This is a genomic window from Paenibacillus sp. FSL L8-0470 (assembly GCF_038008625.1).
Taxonomy (GTDB): domain Bacteria; phylum Bacillota; class Bacilli; order Paenibacillales; family Paenibacillaceae; genus Paenibacillus_AQ.
The window spans coordinates 4138344-4158729 of sequence record NZ_JBBOZM010000001.1 but is presented as its reverse complement, the minus strand read 5'-3'; the positions used below and the strand labels follow the sequence as shown (position 1 = coordinate 4158729).

The window sequence follows — 20386 nt, the reverse complement described above, 5'->3', positions numbered from 1 at the left end:
GTATTCTCCATGAACGCATGTATTTGGTGCTCAATTTATACTGATTAATAGCAGGTAATACGTTAAACATAATGGTATAATAGACTACTGGACGTATTTTGGAAGAATGAAAGGTTAAGGAGCGATACTTTTTGAAGACACTCATTATTGCGGAGAAACCGGATATGGGGCGGAATATCGCCGCCGCAATAGAACCGAAGGCCAAAAATTACCGTTCCTATCTGGAAGGGGAGCAGTACATCATCACATGGGCGATTGGACATCTTATCGGGCTGGCCGAGCCTGAAGCCTATGACGACAAATATAAAAAATGGAATATCAATGATTTGCCGATCATCCCCGAGCAGTTCAAGCTGGTACCCAATGCGCGTACCATTGACCAGTTGAAAGTTATTGGTGAACTGGCCAAACGCAGCGACTTATTGGTCAATTCCTGCGACGCGGGGCGGGAGGGGCAGCATATCTTTTCGCTGATACAGCGGCATCTGAAGCTGAATCAGCCAGTGAAACGGCTGTGGATTTCCGATTTGACTCCGGAGACGATCCGTAAAGGGTTCCAGGAGCTGAGGGACGGTTCAGAGTACGAAAACCTAACCAAAGCCGCCAGAGCACGCAGCGAGGCGGATTGGCTGATTGGCATGAACGGCTCACGGGCGTTTACGACCAAACATAATGTGCTGCTGTCCGTCGGGCGGGTGCAGACTCCAGTACTTGCGCTGATCTATGACCGCCAGAAGACGATCGAAGCTTTTTCATCGCTTAAATTTTTTGAAGTGGAGGGGCAGTTCGCTCAGAACGAGATGACCTACAAAGGGATGTGGCAAGGGGAACGCCTGACGGATGGAACCAAAGCTGAAGCGCTGGCCGCCAAGGTCAAGGGCAAGCCGGGCAGGATAGCTTCTTATGAGGTCAAAGAGACGAAAGAGTATCCGACTAAGTTATATGATTTGACGCTGCTGCAGCGCGAGGCGAACGGCAAGCATGCTTTTTCCGCCAAAAAAACGCTCGATATTGCTCAGGCATTATATGAAAAGCATAAGGTGATCTCCTATCCCCGGACCAACTCCAACTATGTGACCGAGCAGAACATCCCGGAGATGCACAAGACGCTTTCCGCCCTGCAAGGAACATCGTATGACGAATGGGTCAAAGGCGCCAACCGGAATCTGGTCCATAAAGGCAATAAGTTTATCTGCAATCCCTCGAAGGTTGAAGATCACCATGCCATTCTGCCGACTAACCGCAAAGCATCGGGACTTAGCACAGATGAGGCCAAGCTGTACGACTTGATTGTGCGCCGCTTCCTCTCGCAATTTTATCCGGCTGCTGAATATAAGGTTCATACCGTACTTACTGAGGTGGAGAACGAAAATTTCAAAACTACGGTCAAGGAGCTGCTGTCCCTCGGCTGGAAAGTGATTTACGGCGATCAGAAGAAGGACAAGGCCAAGCCGTCCAAGGGCAAAGGCAAGGAAGATGAAGAGGAAGAAGAAATTGAAGTGAATGAACCGTTCTCAGTGGTTCCTGCTGATGAGGTACTGTGCAGTGATGCGATCGTCAAAGAGAAGGACACCCAGCCGCCTAAGCACTACACGGAGGGCACGCTGCTGAAAGCAATGGAAAGTGCGGGCAAACAGATTGAGGATGAGGAGCTGCGCGACGCGATGAAGGACTCCGGCCTTGGCACACCGGCTACGCGCGCGGCGACGATTGAACGGCTTAAGAACGTGGGTTATGTGGAAATGCAGGGCAAAAAAATCGCCATTACGCAAAAGGGCAGGACTGCCATTGAGCTTATTCGTGGTGCAGGTGTTGAACTGCTGACGTCACCGGAAATGACCGGCCAGTGGGAGCGGCGGTTGAATGAAATCGCCAGAGGCACGGCGGCGGACGGGCAGTTTATGGAGAACGTCAAACGCTTCGCCTCGATGATTGTGGACAAAGTCCGGGTACAGTCCCGGGCAGCCAAAACCTCCTTTGAAGGGGAGACGCCATCCTTGAAAGGCGGAGCCAAGGGACGAAGCGGAGCCGGTGCGGCACGCAAGCCGGCAGGCAAACCGGTTGAGGCGAAGCCCCGCAAAGCGGCTGGAGAGTCAGGAGCGGAAGCTGCCGGAAAAGCGGCTGCGGCCAAAGGGGATGACGGACCAAAAATCATCGGGAAGTGTCCGCGGCCCGGCTGCGGTGGAACGATTTTTATGGGCCGCAAAGGGTATGGCTGTTCCCATTACAAGGAAGGCTGCAAATTTGTCATTTGGAAGGAAAATCACGGCCGCACCCTTAGTGATGCCCAGGTCAAGGCGCTGATTGAGAAAGGCAAAACAGGCAAGCTGAAGCTTGCCGGCGAGGACGGCTCGCCGCAAGAGGGCAAACTGGTACTCTCTGATGTGAGCACAGGTCAACTGACCGTAGAATAAAACGCAAAGTTTAAATCTTACGAGCAATCAAAGAGGATGCACCCTGGCCTAATGATTTCCGGCCGGAGCGCATCCTCTTTTTAAACGCATTACTTTCTTATTTGACCAGTTCGGCTTCGATTGCAGCGGCCAGTGTTTCATATGAAGAGTTCGGCAGGAGAACGCCGTTCACCATGAATTTAGGTGTGCCATTCACTCCATAAGAGCCGGCAATCTTAAAGTCTTCCTTCACATCATACATGTAGGTGTGATTCTGAACATCCTGCTCAAATTGAGCATAGTCCAGGCCATCGATATTATCCTTCACGAAGTCTAGGATGAACTTTTGGGTAATCCAGATCTTGCTCTCGTCACCCTGATTCTCATATAGCTTGTGAAGATACTCCCAGAATTTCTCGTTACTCTGCTTATAGATGGCTTCGCCGGCACTTGCGCCAAGATAAGAATCCCGGTCAATAAATGCAAAGTTCATGAAATAAAATTGTACTTTGCCACTATCTACATAATCTTTAATGAACGTATCCAGATAAGTTGCCGTCCATTTCTTGCAGGCAGGGCATTTGAAATCGGCGAATTCAATGACCTTGACCTTGGCATCTTCGCTTCCGAGATGCGGCTGCTTCTCATACTTCAGCCCGTCAACCACGATGGTGCCTTTTACATCCGTGTAGTTAGGCAGGTTGTCGAATACTATGGCCTCATCGTCTTTGTTGCCCGTCGTGATATAGACAAGCACACCAAGGAGGATAACCACAACTACAGCCAGCAGCATGGGGAGTAAGCGTCTGTTATCCGAAGCGTTCTTAGGGTTCGTCTTCTTGTTCATTCCTACCTCCTGCATGAGATGAAAATCTTCTCAAACAGTATAATCACACTGCCAGGAGGTTGCCTATGTCATTTGTAACAAGGACTTGTCTTTTTGTCACCCGTGATTTTGCCGCAGAGCCGCTGTCCGGATTACCGGGGTTACTTCGTGAATGGAAGAAATGGTTACTACAGATTGCTGCATTTCACGTTGAAGCTCGATCAGGTTATAGAGCCATTCGTTCTGCTGCTTCAGATAAATGCTGTTGATGCCTGCGGTCACGGCTGGGAGTACATCGGTGCGCAAAGAGTTGCCGATCATCCAGGTGCGCTGGCGCTCGAACGGGTAACTGCTCAGAATATTTTCCAGCGATTCTACATTTTTGTGCTGGCGGATAAAAATCCGGTCGTTGAAATATACATCCAGCTTCATCTGTTCAATCTTGCGCTGTTGAATCGTATCGTCGCCGCCGGTATACAGATATAAATCATGACCGTCCTGTTTCAATGAATCAAGCGTCTCCACCATGCCCGGATAGGCTTCGATTTCCTGATCATAGACACTGAGTCCAAGCTTCATCAGCTGCTGCTCCTGATAGGGATCGGTCGGCCGGTTAAATTTGGCGCAAAAATAGTGGTAGGTTGCGATGAGGGACTTGGGGAAATTTTCACTGGCCAGTCCGCTGGTGCTTACCGTCTCTACATCAATCTCGGCCTGTTTGGTGCGGACTTCACCCGTAGTAGGACCGAAGCCGCTGAACCAGTCGGACATGAGTTCGAAATACTGCCCCAGAATGAGGTCAAAATATTTGTTGCAGTGCACCAGGGTGTCGTCCAAATCGAAAATTACTTGCTGTGTTGAATATTTCATAACGCTCACTCCTAAAAGTTTTGTTAGCAGATACTTATCGGCCGGGCTTCGTACAAAACTCGCTTCGTAAGCATTCGCTTATCTCTGTTTGGTACTGTTATTATAAACGAATATAGGATTCCAGGAACATCTGAAGATCCGAGGCGCCGTCCGCGCGGATGCTGTAACGTTCATTGCCTTCTCCTTCACTGCCCAGATGGACGCGCAGGAGACCGGCGACCCGCAGGATAAGCAAATGATGCATAAGCATTTCACTGGACTGGCTCAAATCGGACTGCATGTCCCATAGGGTCTTGGGCTCATTAGCCACATAGCGCAGCAGTCTTAGACGCGTCGGGTCCGACAGCGCCTTGGTCAGGCGCAGCAGTACGGTAGGCGGCTCGTCCTCGTCTTCAGAAGGCACATCTACAGGGTACTGAATGATCATTAAGGTATTATAGAAGCAATACGTATTAATCGGCCTGTTGTGCACTGTAGGCAGCAGCACAATAGTCTGCAAATCCGGGATGTCTCCGACTACCACTCCGCCTGAGGCGTATTCAATCAGCGCTCCAGGGTCCATTTTACTCTCCAGCAGCTTCTTCTCCGAGGCGTCCTCGATCAGCAGCGGCAGAATCTTATGCTCCACATGACGGAAGTACTGATCATACCAAAGGCGAAGAAGCGGAGCATAGCTGTCCCTGATCCGTTTGCATTCTTCAATCGTAAAATCGGGGAACAGGGGAGACAGGCGCCCGAAGCGCTCCTCCAGTGAGGAGGACTCCAGTTCGTCCAGGAACTGCAGCACTTTGGAGCCTGGCCCGCGGTTATAAGCCCAGGCATACAGCACATCATAGTCAGTAAAAGGCCATTCGGCAGCCTGCTTCAGAGCGGATACCTGCTGCGGCGGTATGCGGCCGTCGAGATCACGGACCCAGTCGGGACCTATATCCAGATTGGAGATCCATTTACCGGTAACATATATCATGAAACTGTCCAGCAGTTCATATACAGGCGAGACATCAATTTTTAGTTCATAGCTCATGAAGCATACACCCCCAGGGAAATCCGTCACTTCTATATATTATCTCTTGTTTTGAAGAGGGTTGTCCACTATAATGTTCGGTGTTTGCCGTTTCACGTCCGTTGGCTTAACTATTGTATTACATAGCCCTGAGCTTCCGAAGCCAGGTTTGTTCGAAGTGACTAAGGAAGCATATGCTCACAAAACCTTTAGGAGGATTCATTCGTGTCAGACCGGCTCAGCGCAACAAGCAAACTGAACAACAAATGGAATTATATGATTCTAATTACAGTTATTATCGCTGCCGGGCTCAGCCAAGGGCTGCTGCTTCCGGTGCTCTCCATTCTGCTGGAGCAAAAAGGGGTTTCTTCCTCGCTCAACGGCCTTAATGCCGCTGCTTTATATGTAGGCTCTTTTGCGATGACGCTGGTAGCCGAGCGGGTTCTTGGCGCCATCGGCTTCAAGAGGCTGATCGCTGCCGGGCTCAGCCTTGTGCTGGTGGCGCTGCTCTTGTTCCCGCTGCTGCCGGGCATCAAGGTCTGGTTTGTCTTGCGCCTGTTTGTGGGCATTGGAGACTCAGCCATTAACTATGCCGCGCAGCTATGGGTGCTGCTCATGACACCTGCGGAGCACCGGGGGCGCAATCTCTCGCTGTATGGGATGTCCTACGGACTCGGATTTAGTCTCGGCCCGATTGGGATCAGCCTGCTGCGATATGGCCAGGCTGCACCGTTTTTGATCATCGCTGTGCTTTTTGTACTGGTGCTGCTGCTGGTCCTTATCAAGCTGCCGGATTCTCACCCGGATAAAGTGGAGCATGGGGAGGGACAAGCGCGGCGTTTCGGGCGGAGCTACAGCCTCGCTTGGTATGCCCTGATTCCTGCACTTCTTTACGGCTATATGGAAGCTAGTCTGAACAGCAATTTCCCTGTGTACGGACTGCGCATTGGCTACAGCACGGATCAGATTGCTGCGCTGCTGCCATTCGCCGGTATTGGCGGTCTGCTGCTTCAACTGCCGCTGGGGTTATGGAGCGACCGCTACGGCCGAAAGAAGATTCTGATCTTTTCCGGTGTGAGTGGCGGTCTGGCCTTTACCTTGCTGCCGCTGTCCGGTAATCATTTCCTGCTGACGCTGGTTGTGCTGATGGCGGCAGGCGGTCTGGTAGGTTCTTTCTTCTCGCTGGGTCTAAGTTACGCTGCGGATATTCTTCCGCGCAATTTGCTGCCTGCGGCAAATGTGGTTTCCTCCTTTCATTTTAGTATCGGCAGCATTGTGGGACCGGGCATCGGCGGACTGCTGCTAGAATTTGGCTGGGGAAGCGGTGTTTTTGTCCTGCTGGGCGCTTTTTATATATTGTTCGGTTTAGCAGGGTTATTATTCTCGCCACGCCAGCTGAATTGAGGTAAGATAAGAACGGATGCTCGCATGGAAATCGATCACGCTTTCAGAGTACACTATAGAGTAGAGTCAAAGACAGGGAGAGGCTGAACTATGATCACAGTTGAACATTTAGCCAAAGCAGTCGGGGAAGAAAAAATGCCTGTTCTGCAGGACATTGGCTTTCAATTAGAACCAGGTGAGCTTGTTGTACTGCTGGGAGCCAGCGGGAGCGGCAAGTCAACGCTGCTGCGCTGCCTTGCGCTGAAAGAGAAATGGGACAGAGGGAACTTCAGGGTGGATGGAGTCAATATTCTCGGAAATGTCTTTACCGGCAAACGGAAGATCCGCCGGGAGTGGGCTTATCTGGAGCAAAATGCAGAGCTCAATCCGAACCGGACTGCGCTTAAGAATGTGCTGATAGGCCAGTCCTCACAAACACCCCTCTGGCGGATGGTAACAGGAATGGTCCGTTCAGACGACTACATGGGCGCGATGGACGAGCTCGATTTATTGGGTCTGCTGGATAAGGCCAAGATGAAGACAAGCCAGCTAAGCGGCGGAGAACGCCAGCGGGTGGCGATTGCCCGGGCACTGGTTCACGGAGCCAAGGTGATTCTGGCAGATGAACCGGTTACCGGTCTTGATCCGCGTACAGCGGAGGGAGTGCTGGAAACCCTGCGCAAGCTCTGCAAAGAGACAGGGCTGACGGTAGTGACGGTGTTGCCCCTAGAGCTGGCGGAACGTTATGCTACACGGCTGTGGGTGCTTGAAGACGGCCGGATCAAACATGATGTAAAGGGCCGCCGTCTGACATCACAAGAACGCTTGCATCTGTAAACATTACACCACGAAACAAGGAAAGAGTGATGAAGTTGAATAATCGAGTTCTGAGACGTCTGGCGGCGGTAGCTCTTTCTCTGTCCATACTGTCGGGCTGCACCTTCATCAGCGATCCTGTTTTGCGGATGAAGGCGCCGGAGCTGTCTGCCGACAAGGCTTCGCTGATGACGGCGATCACGTCCCACATGCCGGCGGGAGCTTCGCTGATCCGTCCGGTGAGTGACGATGACAGCTCTATTTTCACTGAGGATCTGGACAAGGACGGAACGATGGAGACGCTCGTCTTCTATTCGACGAAGAACGAGGCCGTACTGATTCACGGCATGATCCTGGAGAAGCGGGATGATGTCTGGGAGAAGAAGCTGGTATTTGACGGTGGCGGAACGGAATTGGATTCCGTTGATTTAAGGGATGTAACCGGTGAGGGGAAGCAGAATATCATTGCCGGTTATTCACGCGGTGTAGAGAAAGGGATGGTGGTCTACTCCTATTCCGGCGGAGAACTGGAGGAAGTGCTCTCCCAGCCCTACACGAAATATATGGTCGATGATCTCAATGAAGACGGGATTGAAGACATCACGGTTGTATATTTTAAACGCAATGAGTTTGCGACAATTACTACCTATCAGTACAACGACGGCTTTAAGGTTTTGGATGAGCTTGACGATCTTGATCCTTATTTCAGTAATTATTACAATATTGTCTCAGGTAAAGTGGCAGAGCATAAAGAAGGTATAGTACTGGATTCGGCAGTGGATTCACGCTCAGCATACACGACAGTGGTAGTGATGGAGAATAATAAGCTGCGTGTGGTGATCCCCGGAGATGCCCGGACCTTTAAGGACAGGAAGATTGTCAGCGAGGATATCGACGGCGACGGTGTTATCGAAATCGGATTGCTGGAGCCGCCGAAGGGCTGGGAATATTTTGATCCTGAAACGATCCCCTATTTTAATTCTTATTACAAATGGGACGGCAAAAACGGCTTAACCTTTTCCGCGCTGCAATATCGTGATCCGTCGGACCGCTTCAGGATTGATCTTTTACCGGAATGGCATGAGAATGTTACAGTGGATACCAAGTCGGTTCAGGACAAATCACTTAAATTTATTTTGTCTAATACCGGTGAGACGGTTGCAGAAATCTCATTCTTTTCTCCGGCGGAGTGGGAGCGTGTAAAGAGCAGTGGATGGAAAATATTAGGATTTGATCTTGATAAGTTTATCGGCTACCGGGGAGAAGTTGAGCAGAACACAAGCGGGGGCGACAACAATAAAATCACCTCGCCTATAGAAAGGAAGGGAATCGATGAGTAAGGTATTAATCCTGGAGGATGAAGAATCCATCCGCAGTTTTATAGTTATTAATCTCAAGCGCAACGGATTTGAGGTGCTGGAAGCCGCTGACGGCAATGAAGCACTGCACAAGCTGACTACGGTTCCTGATATTGATATTGCACTCCTGGACGTAATGGTTCCCGGCATTGACGGGTTTGAGGTGTGCAGACGCATCCGGGAAACGAATGAACGGCTTGGGATTATCTTTCTTACGGCAAAAGTCCAGGAGCAGGATAAGGTTTACGCCCTTTCAGTCGGTGCGGATGACCATGTCAGCAAACCATTCAGTCCTACGGAGCTGATCGCCCGTATACAATCGCTGCTGCGCCGTGTCAATGTTCACCGGGAGCAGTCTGCAAAGGTCTCATTTCATTCGGGGCCGTTTACGCTCGATCTGATTTCTAAACAGTTTAAGCGCAGCGGAGAAGGCATCGAACTGACGCCAACTGAGTTTTCCTTGGTGCAATTTTTCCTGGAAAAAGAAAACACGCCGCTCAGCCGCGACTCGCTCTTGGATCATGTCTGGGGCAAGGAGTACATGGGCGATCCAAAAATTGTTGATGTAAATATCCGCCGGCTGCGCCAAAAGATTGAGAATAATCCCTCAGAACCCGAATACCTACAGACCGTATGGGGACACGGCTATAAATGGAAGGGTCAAGGACAATGATCAAGAAGGGGATGCGCAGACAGATTGTACTGCACTATATTCTTGTAGTCTTCGTGGCGCTCCTCCTCGTTGAGGTTATTTTTCTGCTGGCCATCCGGACGTATTATTACGATAGTGTTTATAATAAAATCACTACCCAGATCGGAATATCGGAAAACTTCTATAAATTTACATTTTCCAACGAGGGTTCGCCCGTTCATTTTCAGAAGCTGCTTGAATATTTCGATATGGATAATACGGAATTGGAAATACTGACCCTAAACGGTGATATCCTTACCGGATCTACGCCATTTCAGCCTGACCGTACGATTACTACCAGCGATGTATCAGAAGCGGTTGGCGGAAGCATCGGACGCTGGGTAGGCAGACAAGCAGGGACGAATGAGAGCGTTATGGCGGTATCCAAAATGCTGCACATTAACGGCCGCGATTCTTTTATTGTAAGGTACCTTACGTCCATGGAGAGAATCAACTCAGATTTGCTGAATCTTACCTTGGTATCCATCGGTATCGGTGGAGCAGTAATGGCTATTGTTATGCTCTTCAGCTTCGGTCTTGCCAATTCCATCGTAAAGCCGCTCAATAATATTACGGCAGTATCGGCGCAGATGGCCAAAGGCAGATTTACGACCCGGATCAAAGGTGACTACAAATATGAGATTGGTGATTTGGCAACCACACTCAACTATATGGCAGATGAAATTATCCGCAGCAATCAGATTAAGGATGATTTCATTTCCTCGATTTCCCATGAGTTGCGGACGCCGCTGACCAGTATCAAAGGCTGGAGCGAAACACTGGTTTCAGGTGGCTACGACCCGGAGGAAACTAAGCTGGGTATGGGGATTATATCTAAGGAAAGCGACCGGCTGATCGGGTTGGTGGAGGAAATCCTCGACTTCTCCAAGCTGCAGCAGAATGAGATGAAGTTATCCATTGCTCTTATCGATATCAAAGTGGTGCTTCAGGAGACGATATTGAATGTATGGGCCAAAGCGGAGAAGAAACGTATACATCTGCTGCTGGAATGTGAAGGGACGATCTATATCAAAGGAGATGCCAACCGGCTGAAACAGGTATTCCTGAATTTGGTGGACAACGCCGTGAAATTCTCCCCCGAAGATTCCAGCATTGTTTTGTCCACCCACATTCTCTCCAAGGAGGAGCTGGCTGTCATTGTCAGGGACAGCGGGATTGGCATCAGCGAAGCCCACCTCTCCAGAGTCCGCGATCGTTTCTTCCAGGTCGACGCGCTGAACGGAGGAACCGGACTGGGGCTTGCCATTTCCCAGCAAATTGTGGAGCTTCATCACGGAAAGCTGGAATTGGATAGTGAGCTGGGCAAAGGAACGCAGGTTACTGTTATTTTGCCGCTGACCGAGGAACAGCCTCCAGTTGCAGCAGAGGGTGGAACCGGACCCGAATTACTGTAATAGGCTCTTTATGAGTGTAAAGCGACAGGAAGTAAATATACAAGAAAAAAGCAGCAGCTCCGGTTATCAGAGACTGCTGCTTTTTCTTGTATAGGTTGGAGACTGACGGGATGCTGATAACTTAAGAAGGAAGTCCTTCAGCCCGCAGACGTCCGGTTTTTTCGTACACTTCCTGCAATAGGCGGGAAGGCTGAGTACGAATGACAGGTTTGGCGGCCACAATCTCATTAGGACCGACAACGACAATGTTGTCCACACTGCCCTTAATTACAGCACCGTCTTTGATAACAGCTCCTTCACCGATAATTGCATTTTCAATTACTACGCCCCGGCCGATACGTACACCCGGCATAATAACGCTTTGTTTAATCATGGTCATTTTGCCGATTTCCACGCCGCCGAACACTACAGAGCGCTGCAGGCTGCCTTCCAGAAGGCAAGTTTCATTTATGAGGCAATCTGCTGTTTTGATCTGCGACGGCATACGTGGTTTAACTGCAGCGGGTTTGGTCCGGCGGGCCCGGCTGTACATTGGCCACTTCGAGTTGTCGAGCTTAAAGCCATTATCGGCTTGCAGAAGATCCATATGCGCTTCCCAGAGGCTGCCTACTGTACCTACATCTCTCCAGTAGCCTTCAAAACGGAAGGCAAACAATTCATCATTGGCCTCCAGCATCGTCGGGATCACATCTTTGCCGAAGTCATGGCTGGAAGCCTGATTTGCGGCATCACGGAGAAGATGTTCTTTCAGGTATTTCCACTCGAATAGATAAATCCCCATCGAAGCGAGGTTGCTTTTAGGGACTTTTGGTTTTTCGGCAAATTCAGAAATTTGCAGCTCCTCATTCACATTCATCACACCAAAGCGGCTTGCTTCATCCCAAGGCACTTCCATTACCGAGATGGTGGCTTTGGCGGATTTGTCGATATGGTAATCCAGCATTTTTCGATAGTCCATATGGTAAATATGATCTGCCGAGAGGATCAGTACATGCTCAGGATTTTGATTGTCAATAAACTCAATGTTCTTATAAATGGCATCAGCTGTTCCAGAATAGCTCTCACGGCCTTCAACTCCCGAAGGAAGCAGTCTGACCCCCTGATCAGTTGTGCTGTGAAGCCCCCAGGGCTCCCCTTCACCAATATGTTGATGCAAGGAAGTAGCTTCGTACTGCGTCAGTACGCCTACAGTGTCGATATTGGAATTCACACAGTTGCTGAGGGGAAAGTCAATGATTCTATACTGTCCTCCGAAAGGGACTGCAGGCTTTGCCATTGTGCTGGTCAGGGGGGCCAATCTGCGGCCTTCACCACCCGCCAGGAGCATGGCGATACATTTTTTATTACTCATTTGTTATCCCTCCCATTTTTTTGTCAATGCTTGTAATATAAACTCCCCACAAGCGCTTGAAACGACATAGGTGAAATATATTGCGTTACCGCAAGAAAGATTACATGAATATTTTCTTTATTCTGTGAAAGCTTATTTTGCTTGTAAAATCATTTTCAAACGCCCAACATTCGGGTAATGTTATAGGTGCATCCTATATAATAAGGTGGTGATGATTTGCCTGACATACAAGAAGCAGAAAACCTCCCGTCATTTGAAGATATTTACCTGTTCCATGAGGGCACGAATTATCGCAGCTATACGATGCTGGGCGCGCACATTGCCGCTGAAGAAGGAATGACCGGCGTACGCTTTACCGTGTGGGCTCCTCATGCGACATATGTAGGACTGGCTGGTAATCATAACGGCTGGGATGGAACGCAGGACGTGGACTCGTTATATAAGATACCCGATTCAGGATTTTGGAGTCGTTTTTTTCCGGGCATAGAGCCGGGAACTTTTTACAAATACAGGATTGTCGCAGCGAATGGCGAAAGCTTCCTTAAAGCTGATCCTTATGCTTTCAAGGCTGAAGTGCGTCCGGCGACGGCATCAGTGGTGGCGGAGCTTAGCGGCTACAGCTGGGGAGACGCTGCCTGGAGGCGGCGGAATAAAGCACCATATAACGCGCCGATGAACATTTACGAAATGCATTTCGGGACTTGGCGTCAGAAGGAAGACGGAGAATTCTACACTTACCGGGAGATGAGCGATCTGCTGATCCCTTATCTGCAGGAGATGAGTTATACCCATGTGGAGTTTATGCCGCTGGCTGAACATCCTTATGATTTATCCTGGGGTTATCAGGGAACCGGATATTTTGCCGCAACGAGCCGTTACGGAGAGCCGCATGAGCTGATGTATTTAATTGATCAGCTGCATCAGGCAGGCATTGGGGTTATTCTTGACTGGGTTCCGGCCCATTTTGCGAAGGATGCACATGGACTGAGAATGTTTGACGGTTCACCACTATATGAGTATGCGGACCCTATGCTGGCCGAGAAGCCGGGCTGGGGCACGCTTTCCTTTGATTTCAGCAAGCCGGAAATTTCCTCCTTTCTGATTTCAAATGCCTTGTTCTGGTTCGAGCAGTATCATATAGATGGCATGAGAGTTGATGCGGTTACAAGCATGCTGCGGCTCGATTTTGAGAAGCAAGGCCATCAGTTCAGACGCAATCAAAACGGGGGTCTTGAGAATCTTGAAGCCATACGTTTCATACAACAGCTGAATAAAGCAATCTTCCAGTATTATCCGAAAGCATTGATGATGGCGGAGGAATCCAGCGCCTGGCCTGGCGTTACGTCTCCAGCTCATCAAGGGGGACTCGGTTTCAATTACAAATGGAATATGGGCTGGATGAATGACACACTGGGCTACATAGAACATGATTTCGGGGTACGGCCCGCTCATCATAATTTGTTGACCTTCCCAATTTGTTATGCCTATGCCGAGAACTATACGTTACCGCTCTCTCATGATGAAGTGGTCCACGGCAAGAAATCGCTGCTGGACAAGATGCCAGGCTCTTATGAACAGAAATTTGCCGGTCTCCGGTTACTGCTGGGCTACCAGATTACCCATCCCGGCAAAAAGCTGCTGTTCATGGGTGGAGAATTCGGACAATTTATCGAGTGGAAGGATCAGGAGCAGCTCGATTGGCTGCTGCTGGATTATGAAAGCCACCGCGGAATGCTGGCCTATACCGCTGCGCTGAACAAGCTGTATTTGGCGGAAAAAGCATTGTGGGAGCTGGATCATGATATGGAAGGCTATCAGTGGATTGATGCCGACGATAATGGCCAAAGTATTGTGTCCTATATCCGCAGAGGCAAGAGACCCGTTGATACCTTGCTTGTAATTATCAATTTTCAGCCGGTGGAACGGCGTCAGTACCGGATTGGCGTACCCCGCCCGGGAACTTATGAGGAGATATTCAGCTCTGAGGATATTCGGTTTGGCGGCTCGGGTGCCAGCAATGAGCCTATGAAGAGCAGCAAGCAAGAATGGCATAACCAGCTGAACAGCATAGAGCTGACCATTCCGGCACTTGGATTTCTGGTGCTCAAGAAATCCGGCCGCAAGGTGGTCAAACAAGCTTGAAATAGAGAATTCGTACATTTAAGGGGGAATCTGAATGAAAGTTTTATTTGCTGCAGCCGAAGCCCATCCTTTTGTTAAGACAGGTGGTTTGGCTGATGTCATTGGAGCTCTGCCCAAGGCGCTAAAGGGCGCAGGAGTGGATGTACGGGTGATTTTGCCAAAATACCGGGGAATTCCGGAGAAGTTCACTTCGCAAATGGAGCATGTAGCCGTAGTGGATGTTCCTGTCGGCTGGCGAAATCAGTATTGCGGCATTGAACAGATTATTTACGAGGGTATTCCGGTCTATTTTATCGACAATGAATATTATTTTGGCCGTGACGGCATCTATGGATATCTGGATGATGGTGAACGGTTTGCATTCTACAACCGGGCGGTTCTGGAATGCCTGCCGGCCATTAATTTTCAGCCGGATGTGCTGCATTGCCATGATTGGCATGCTGCAGTCATTCCGATGCTGCTTCAGGGCCATTACCGGCATGTTCCGTTCTACAGCGAAATGCGCACTGTCTTTACCATTCACAATCTGCTATACCAAGGCGTGTTTCCTTATTCCGTGCTGGGTGAGCTGCTTGGCCTGGATGACAGCTACTTCAGCGGTGTAGAGTATTACGGTAACGTGAACTATATGAAGGGCGGGATTGTCCACAGTGACCATGTGACTACGGTCAGTCCGACTTATGCGGAAGAAATCCGTACGGCCTATTATGGATATGGTCTGGATGGCTTGCTCTCTTCCCGGGCAGACAGTCTCAGCGGGATTGTTAACGGCATTGATACCAAGAGCTACAATCCCAACACCGATCCGCAAATCTTTACGCGTTACCGTTCAAATCTGGCGAAGAAGGCTGAGAATAAGCTGGGCCTGCAGCAGGAGTTAGGGCTACCGGTAGCCCCGTATATTCCGATGGTCGCAATGGTTACGCGGCTGGTTGATTCCAAGGGCCTTGATCTCCTGACACGCGTGCTGGATGAGCTGCTGTATTACGATGATATTCAATTTGTACTGCTTGGCACAGGGGACGAATCCTATGAACGCTGGTTCCGTGAAGCGGCATGGCGGTACCCGACCAAGCTTTCTTCGCAGATTCTGTTCAATGACGCTTTATCGCGCAAAATTTATGCGGCCAGCGATCTGTTCCTGATGCCATCAAAGTTCGAGCCCTGCGGAATCAGCCAACTGCTGGCGCTGCGTTATGGAAGTATTCCTGTAGTCCGTGAGACGGGGGGACTTAATGATACCGTTCATGCCTATAACGAGGAAACTGGCGAAGGCAACGGCTTCACATTTAAGGATTACAACGCACATGACATGATGCATACACTGCGCCGGGCTGTATCGTTCTACCGCAAGCCGGAACACTGGAAAAAAGTTACGAAAAACGCTTTTGCCGGTGACTACAGCTGGAATGTTTCCGCCCAGCAGTATATCGACATATACAACAAAATTACACAATAATTAAATTCGAGTGGATATAGCATAACAAAACCAGTCAGACACTTTATCGTGCTTGACTGGTTTTATTATGGGCTGACGCCTGTTTCTTCAATTTAACGCACGGCACAGAATCCGGTAACCATAAGGGTCAAGCGAGATATGCATAATCCCCTCTTTCGGGGCAACCGGTTCGCCGGTAAGCGCATCCTGCCAGTCATCAGTTTCCATCGGATGTCTAAGCGTGCGAGGCTCCGGGGAATTGTTCATCCAGACCGTGAAATGAATGATTTCATCCGCACGTTCGTACACGATGCAGGGGTCATTTTCACAGGCTACCAGAATGCGGAATCTGCCTTCCCGAAGGGCTTTGTGCTCTTTGCGCAGGAAGATCATCATCCGGTAAAAATCATACAGCTCGCGGTCTTGCTTCTTTTCATCCCACTCCATGCATTTACGGCAGTCGGGATCTTCTGATCCGGTCAGGCCGATCTCATCCCCGTAGTAAATACAAGGTGTTCCCATAAAGGTGAAGAGGAAAACAACCGCCAGCTTGAGGCGCCGTTTATCTTCTCCTACCACCGTCAGCAAACGGGGAGTGTCGTGGCTGCCGAGCAAATTGAAGACCACCTCGTTTGTCTGCTGCGGATATCTCATCAACAAAGCGCCGATCCGTTGTCCGAAGGTGATACCATCCATACCGCCATTAAAGAATTCCAGCACCGTTCCTGAGAACGGGTAGTTCATCACCGAGTCGAACTGATCGCCCAGCAGCCACGTAAGGGAGTCACTCCACACCTCCCCAACGATATAGGCCTCCGGATTGGCGGATTTCACTACTTTGCGGAAGTCGCGCCAGAAATGATGATCCACCTCATTGGCAACGTCCAGCCGCCACCCGTCTACTTTGATCTCCTTGATCCAATATTCGGCGACTTCCAGCAGGTAGGCTCTGACCTCGAAGTTAGCTGTGTTGAATTTGGGCATATTGCCAAAAAAGCCGAAAGTGTCATACGTAGGAATACCGTCGACTATCTCAGCCGGGAAGGAGTTGATATGGAACCAATCTTTATAAACCGAATATTCACCCTTCTCCAGCACGTCCTGAAAAGGCGGGAACTTGTCGCTGCAATGATTGAAGACGGCGTCCAGCATCACCCGTATTCCTCTTCGGTGGCATTCCTCGACTACATGTTTCAGCAGCTCATTATCTCCGAAATGAGGGTCGACTTTTTTATAATCCATGATGTCATATTTATGGTTGGAAGGGGAGAGGAAGAGCGGAGTGAAATATACAGCATTGATACCCAGCTCATCCAGATCGTCAAGATGATTCAGTACTCCCTGCAAGTCTCCGCCGAAAAAATTATCCAGCTTCGGAGTTCCGCCCCAGGCTTCGGTTCCTTCCGGGTCATTGGTGGGATCGCCATTGGCGAAACGTTCGGTCATAATTTGATAAAACACCGCATCCTTGGCCCAGTTGGGAACCTTGAACAGATCAATTTGATGTATATAGGGAAACTCGTAGAAGTGGTTAGGTGGCTGAGGGCATTCCGAACGGATGCCGTTATCAAGCAAATATACATTTTCCTGTCCTTTGCTGACGCGAAAAGTATAGCTGAGCCGTTTATATTTAGGCCGGACCGCAGCCTCCCAATAATCGAATCTGTCGTCGGAAGCGGCTTTTTCCATCATGATTTCATAAAAAGTATGATCCCAATCATATTTATCACCTGTAAGGGCTGCTACACAGTCCACATCGTCACGTTTGGTGCGAACACGCAGATGTATAGTTTTTGTATCGTAGGCATAAGCCCATTTGTCACGGGGAACATGGTACATTGCTTCCAACAGCATGGCCTGCACCTCCTAAATGTTTGTGAGCATTCTCATCATTGAAACACTTCGAACAAACTGACATCGAAAGCATAAGCTTATGTTTGTGAGCATTCTCATCATTGAAACACTTCGAATAAACTGACATCGAAAGCATAAGCTTATGTTTGTGAGCATTCTCAGTATTGAAACCACTTCGAACAAACTGACCTCGCAGGCATCCTTTTCACACAGTTTGCATGTTATTACCACTCCAGAGGTCGTTGTGAACCAATTCCGTTTATTCCAGGAAGTAGCTGGAGATAGTAAATAGTATATACTTCAAGTCAGGGTGTGTGCAAAATGAGGGAACGTAATGCATGCTTACACCATATTCTTCTAACCTTGATTTACGGGGGCTTTGTCACAAATTTGTCTTTGCATATTCATGCGGAGTGATTTATAATAAATCGGTCAAAGGCACAACTTAGAGTACCAAAACAGGATAGGGGAGATATACAGATGAAAAAATGGGGTAAACTTTCTTTAGGCATGCTGCTGGCGGTAGGACTTATGACCGGCTGTGGTACCAATAACAATGATGATAATAAAACTGCGGCATCGAATGGCAACGCGGGCAGCGAAACTGCAGCCAAAACACTGACGCTGGGAACCAGCGCAGAATTTCCGCCCTACGAATTCCATAAAATGATAGATGGCAAGGATACGATCGTAGGCTTTGACATCGAGATTGCCAAGGACATCGCTGCTGATATGGGTGCTGAACTGGTTATCAGGGATCTTCCTTTTGATTCCCTGTTGAATGAGCTGTCGAGCGGAAGAGTGGATATCGTTATCTCCGGACTGAGCTATACACCAAAACGTGCAAAAGCAGTCGGCCTCTCCGATGTTTACTTTAAAGCAGAGCAAGCGGTTGTCGTTCGTGAAGCTGATAAAGATAAATTTGCTACTATGGATGCCCTGAAGAATACCAAGATTGGCATTCAGACAGGTTCGATTCAGGAAGATATCGCCAAAGAAATTGAAGGGGCGAAGCTGACCTCGCTGACCAAAATGACTGAGATTGTTATGCAGCTGCAATCTAACCGTGTAGATGCTTCTATTATGGAAGGGCCTGTTGCCGAATCGTTCGTGAAGAACGTGAAGGGCCTCGTCATTACTGACGCCAAACCTGTGGTAGAAGATGACGGATACGTTATCGGAGTGAAGAAAGGCAATACAGAATTGCTGGATCAAGTGAATGCAACCTTGAAACGTTTGACGGCAGACGGCAAAATTGAAGAGTACGTATCGGCTGCAAGTGACCTTTCCATAAGCAAATAAAGGAAGCTCGGGTTCCGGCACTTTCAGAAGTAAAGACAGTTATGCAGAGTACAGTTACACTATTCAGAAAATGGCGGTGATCCGCTGTTTTCTATTTTTTTGAAATCCTACTTGAAGACAGGAGGTTAGACCTGCAATGAATTTATTCGATATGGCATATGAATACCGCAATCTTTTTCTCTCCGGTTTAAAATATACCCTGCTCCTGGCATTGATTGGGGTATTCTGCGGCTTTGTCCTGGGAATTATAGTTTCCCTGCTGCGCATGTCCAAGTGGAGCGTGCTGCGGTTTATAGCTACTGCATGGGTTGAATTTCTGCGCGGTACGCCAATGCTGGTACAGCTCTTTCTTATCCATTACGGCTTAGTGGAGTTAGGTCTGGAATTTTCGGCGATTCAGTCCGGTGCGATTACACTCACGATTAATAGTTCCGCTTATCTGGCCGAGATCTTCCGTGCCGGTATTCAAGGCGTGGACCGCGGCCAAATGGAAGCAGCCCGTTCTCTCGGGATGAAACAAGGGATGACCATGCGCTACATCGTGCTTCCCCAGGCGTTGAAGAATGTGCTGCCGGCTATCGGCAATGAGTTCATTACGATCATTAAGGAGTCGTCCATTGTGTCGATGATCGGGGTGGCGGATCTTCTTTTCCAGGCCAGAAATATTACAGCCATTACTTATGAGGGGCTTACACCGCTGATTATTATCTCCATCATGTATTTCATCCTTACATTTACTTTATCTAAGCTGCTTGGCATTCTCGAAAGGAGGCTGAATACGGATGATCGCCGTTAACAACCTGCAAAAACATTTTGGCAAGCTGGAAATCCTGAAGGGCATTGACCTAGAAATCCAAAAAGGCGAAGTCGTGGTGGTCATCGGACCCAGCGGCTCCGGCAAAAGCACCTTTTTGCGGTGTCTGAATCTGCTGGAGCAGCCCACTGGGGGAGAAATCACCTTTGAAGGCGAGTCCATCACAGCGAAGAAACATGATATTAATGTAACGCGTGAAAAAATGGGCATGGTGTTCCAGCAGTTCAACCTGTTCCCGCACAAATCGGTGCTGCAGAATATCATGCTGGCTCCGCTCAAAGTAAAAAAGCAACAGCCGGCGGAAGCTGAAAAAATTGCGATGCAGCTGCTGCGGACGGTTGGGCTTGAAGATAAACGCGATGCTTACCCGGCTCAGCTCTCCGGCGGGCAGAAACAACGGATCGCCATCGCCCGTGCACTGGCCATGCAGCCGCATGTGATGCTCTTCGATGAGCCGACATCGGCGCTTGACCCTGAGATGGTCGGCGAGGTGCTGGAAGTGATGAAGAAGCTGGCCGAAGATGGGATGACGATGGTTATTGTCACTCATGAAATGGGCTTTGCCCGTGAAGTGGGTGACCGGATTCTTTTTATGGATGGCGGCTATATCGTAGAACAGGGGACACCCGCGGAAGTCTTCGGCCATCCGAAACATGACCGGACCCGCGATTTCCTCAGCAAAGTCTTATAGAAACGCACAAAACGGCCCTTGGAAATAACTCCGGCGGCC

General features: G+C 49.3%; 16 protein-coding genes. 11 read left to right on the top strand and 5 right to left on the bottom strand.

The features are described 5' to 3' along the window. Positions 1 to 131 precede the first annotated feature (131 nt). The gene (locus NST99_RS18775; RefSeq protein ID WP_341093733.1) at positions 132 to 2414 is read left to right on the top strand and encodes a type IA DNA topoisomerase; all 2283 of its coding nucleotides are present in this window, start codon (positions 132 to 134) and stop codon (positions 2412 to 2414) included. A gap of 97 nt (positions 2415 to 2511) precedes the next feature. Here the strand turns inward: NST99_RS18775 and NST99_RS18770 are convergent, their stop codons facing one another. The 3 genes from NST99_RS18770 to NST99_RS18760 all read right to left on the bottom strand — a co-directional run bounded on the left by NST99_RS18770 (position 2512) and on the right by NST99_RS18760 (position 5113). Then, positions 2512 to 3240 carry a DsbA family protein gene (locus NST99_RS18770; protein WP_341093731.1) on the bottom strand — a complete coding sequence of 243 codons (729 nt, stop codon included), beginning with the start codon at positions 3238 to 3240 and terminating at the stop codon, positions 2512 to 2514. Positions 3241 to 3336: 96 nt separating this feature from the next. Further along, positions 3337 to 4089 carry an HAD family hydrolase gene (locus NST99_RS18765; RefSeq protein ID WP_341093730.1) on the bottom strand — a complete coding sequence of 251 codons (753 nt, stop codon included), beginning with the start codon at positions 4087 to 4089 and terminating at the stop codon, positions 3337 to 3339. Between the two features lie 100 nt (positions 4090 to 4189). Further along, a complete protein-coding gene (locus NST99_RS18760; RefSeq protein ID WP_341093728.1) occupies positions 4190 to 5113 on the bottom strand; it encodes an ArsR/SmtB family transcription factor in 924 nt (307 codons plus the stop codon). Between the two features lie 255 nt (positions 5114 to 5368). On the opposite strand from NST99_RS18760, the gene NST99_RS18755 reads away from it, so the two are divergent. The 5 genes from NST99_RS18755 (at position 5369) to NST99_RS18735 (ending at position 10755) form a co-directional block, all read left to right on the top strand. Then, positions 5369 to 6496, top strand: a complete 1128-nt coding sequence (locus NST99_RS18755) for an MFS transporter (RefSeq protein WP_341097695.1) — start codon at positions 5369 to 5371, stop codon at positions 6494 to 6496. A 90-nt stretch (positions 6497 to 6586) separates the two neighbouring features. Next, positions 6587 to 7312: a phosphonate ABC transporter ATP-binding protein gene (locus tag NST99_RS18750; protein WP_341093726.1), complete on the top strand. Its 726-nt coding sequence runs from the start codon at positions 6587 to 6589 to the stop codon at positions 7310 to 7312. Between the two features lie 35 nt (positions 7313 to 7347). Further along, positions 7348 to 8631 carry a hypothetical protein gene (locus tag NST99_RS18745; RefSeq protein WP_341093725.1) on the top strand — a complete coding sequence of 428 codons (1284 nt, stop codon included), beginning with the start codon at positions 7348 to 7350 and terminating at the stop codon, positions 8629 to 8631. After that, positions 8624 to 9322 carry a response regulator transcription factor gene (locus NST99_RS18740; protein WP_038592865.1) on the top strand — a complete coding sequence of 233 codons (699 nt, stop codon included), beginning with the start codon at positions 8624 to 8626 and terminating at the stop codon, positions 9320 to 9322. The genes NST99_RS18745 and NST99_RS18740 overlap by 8 nt, the downstream gene beginning before the upstream one ends. Continuing rightward, a complete protein-coding gene (locus tag NST99_RS18735; RefSeq protein ID WP_341097694.1) occupies positions 9319 to 10755 on the top strand; it encodes a sensor histidine kinase in 1437 nt (478 codons plus the stop codon). Before NST99_RS18740 ends, NST99_RS18735 begins: the two co-directional genes overlap by 4 nt. Before the next feature lie 121 nt (positions 10756 to 10876). Here NST99_RS18735 and NST99_RS18730 read toward each other — a convergent pair whose 3' ends face one another. Then, positions 10877 to 12106: a glucose-1-phosphate adenylyltransferase gene (locus NST99_RS18730; RefSeq protein WP_341093724.1), complete on the bottom strand. Its 1230-nt coding sequence runs from the start codon at positions 12104 to 12106 to the stop codon at positions 10877 to 10879. Positions 12107 to 12322: 216 nt separating this feature from the next. Here NST99_RS18730 and glgB point away from each other — a divergent pair, with 216 nt between their 5' ends. Together glgB and glgA are read left to right on the top strand one after the other, a co-directional pair. Beyond that, positions 12323 to 14248: a 1,4-alpha-glucan branching protein GlgB gene (gene glgB, locus NST99_RS18725; protein ID WP_341093722.1), complete on the top strand. Its 1926-nt coding sequence runs from the start codon at positions 12323 to 12325 to the stop codon at positions 14246 to 14248. Between the two features lie 34 nt (positions 14249 to 14282). Beyond that, the gene (gene glgA, locus NST99_RS18720) at positions 14283 to 15707 is read left to right on the top strand and encodes a glycogen synthase GlgA (RefSeq protein ID WP_341093720.1); all 1425 of its coding nucleotides are present in this window, start codon (positions 14283 to 14285) and stop codon (positions 15705 to 15707) included. 87 nt (positions 15708 to 15794) lie between these two features. On the opposite strand, the gene NST99_RS18715 is transcribed toward glgA, so the two are convergent. Then, the gene (locus NST99_RS18715) at positions 15795 to 17540 is read right to left on the bottom strand and encodes an alpha-glycosidase (protein WP_341093719.1); all 1746 of its coding nucleotides are present in this window, start codon (positions 17538 to 17540) and stop codon (positions 15795 to 15797) included. Between the two features lie 480 nt (positions 17541 to 18020). Here NST99_RS18715 and NST99_RS18710 point away from each other — a divergent pair, with 480 nt between their 5' ends. The 3 genes from NST99_RS18710 (at position 18021) to NST99_RS18700 (ending at position 20347) form a co-directional block, all read left to right on the top strand. After that, positions 18021 to 18842, top strand: a complete 822-nt coding sequence (locus tag NST99_RS18710) for a transporter substrate-binding domain-containing protein (RefSeq protein ID WP_341093717.1) — start codon at positions 18021 to 18023, stop codon at positions 18840 to 18842. 136 nt (positions 18843 to 18978) lie between these two features. After that, on the top strand, positions 18979 to 19638 hold the full coding sequence (locus NST99_RS18705) for an amino acid ABC transporter permease (RefSeq protein WP_341093716.1): 660 nt from the start codon (positions 18979 to 18981) through the stop codon (positions 19636 to 19638). Further along, the gene (locus NST99_RS18700) at positions 19625 to 20347 is read left to right on the top strand and encodes an amino acid ABC transporter ATP-binding protein (protein WP_341093715.1); all 723 of its coding nucleotides are present in this window, start codon (positions 19625 to 19627) and stop codon (positions 20345 to 20347) included. Before NST99_RS18705 ends, NST99_RS18700 begins: the two co-directional genes overlap by 14 nt. Positions 20348 to 20386 lie beyond the last annotated feature (39 nt).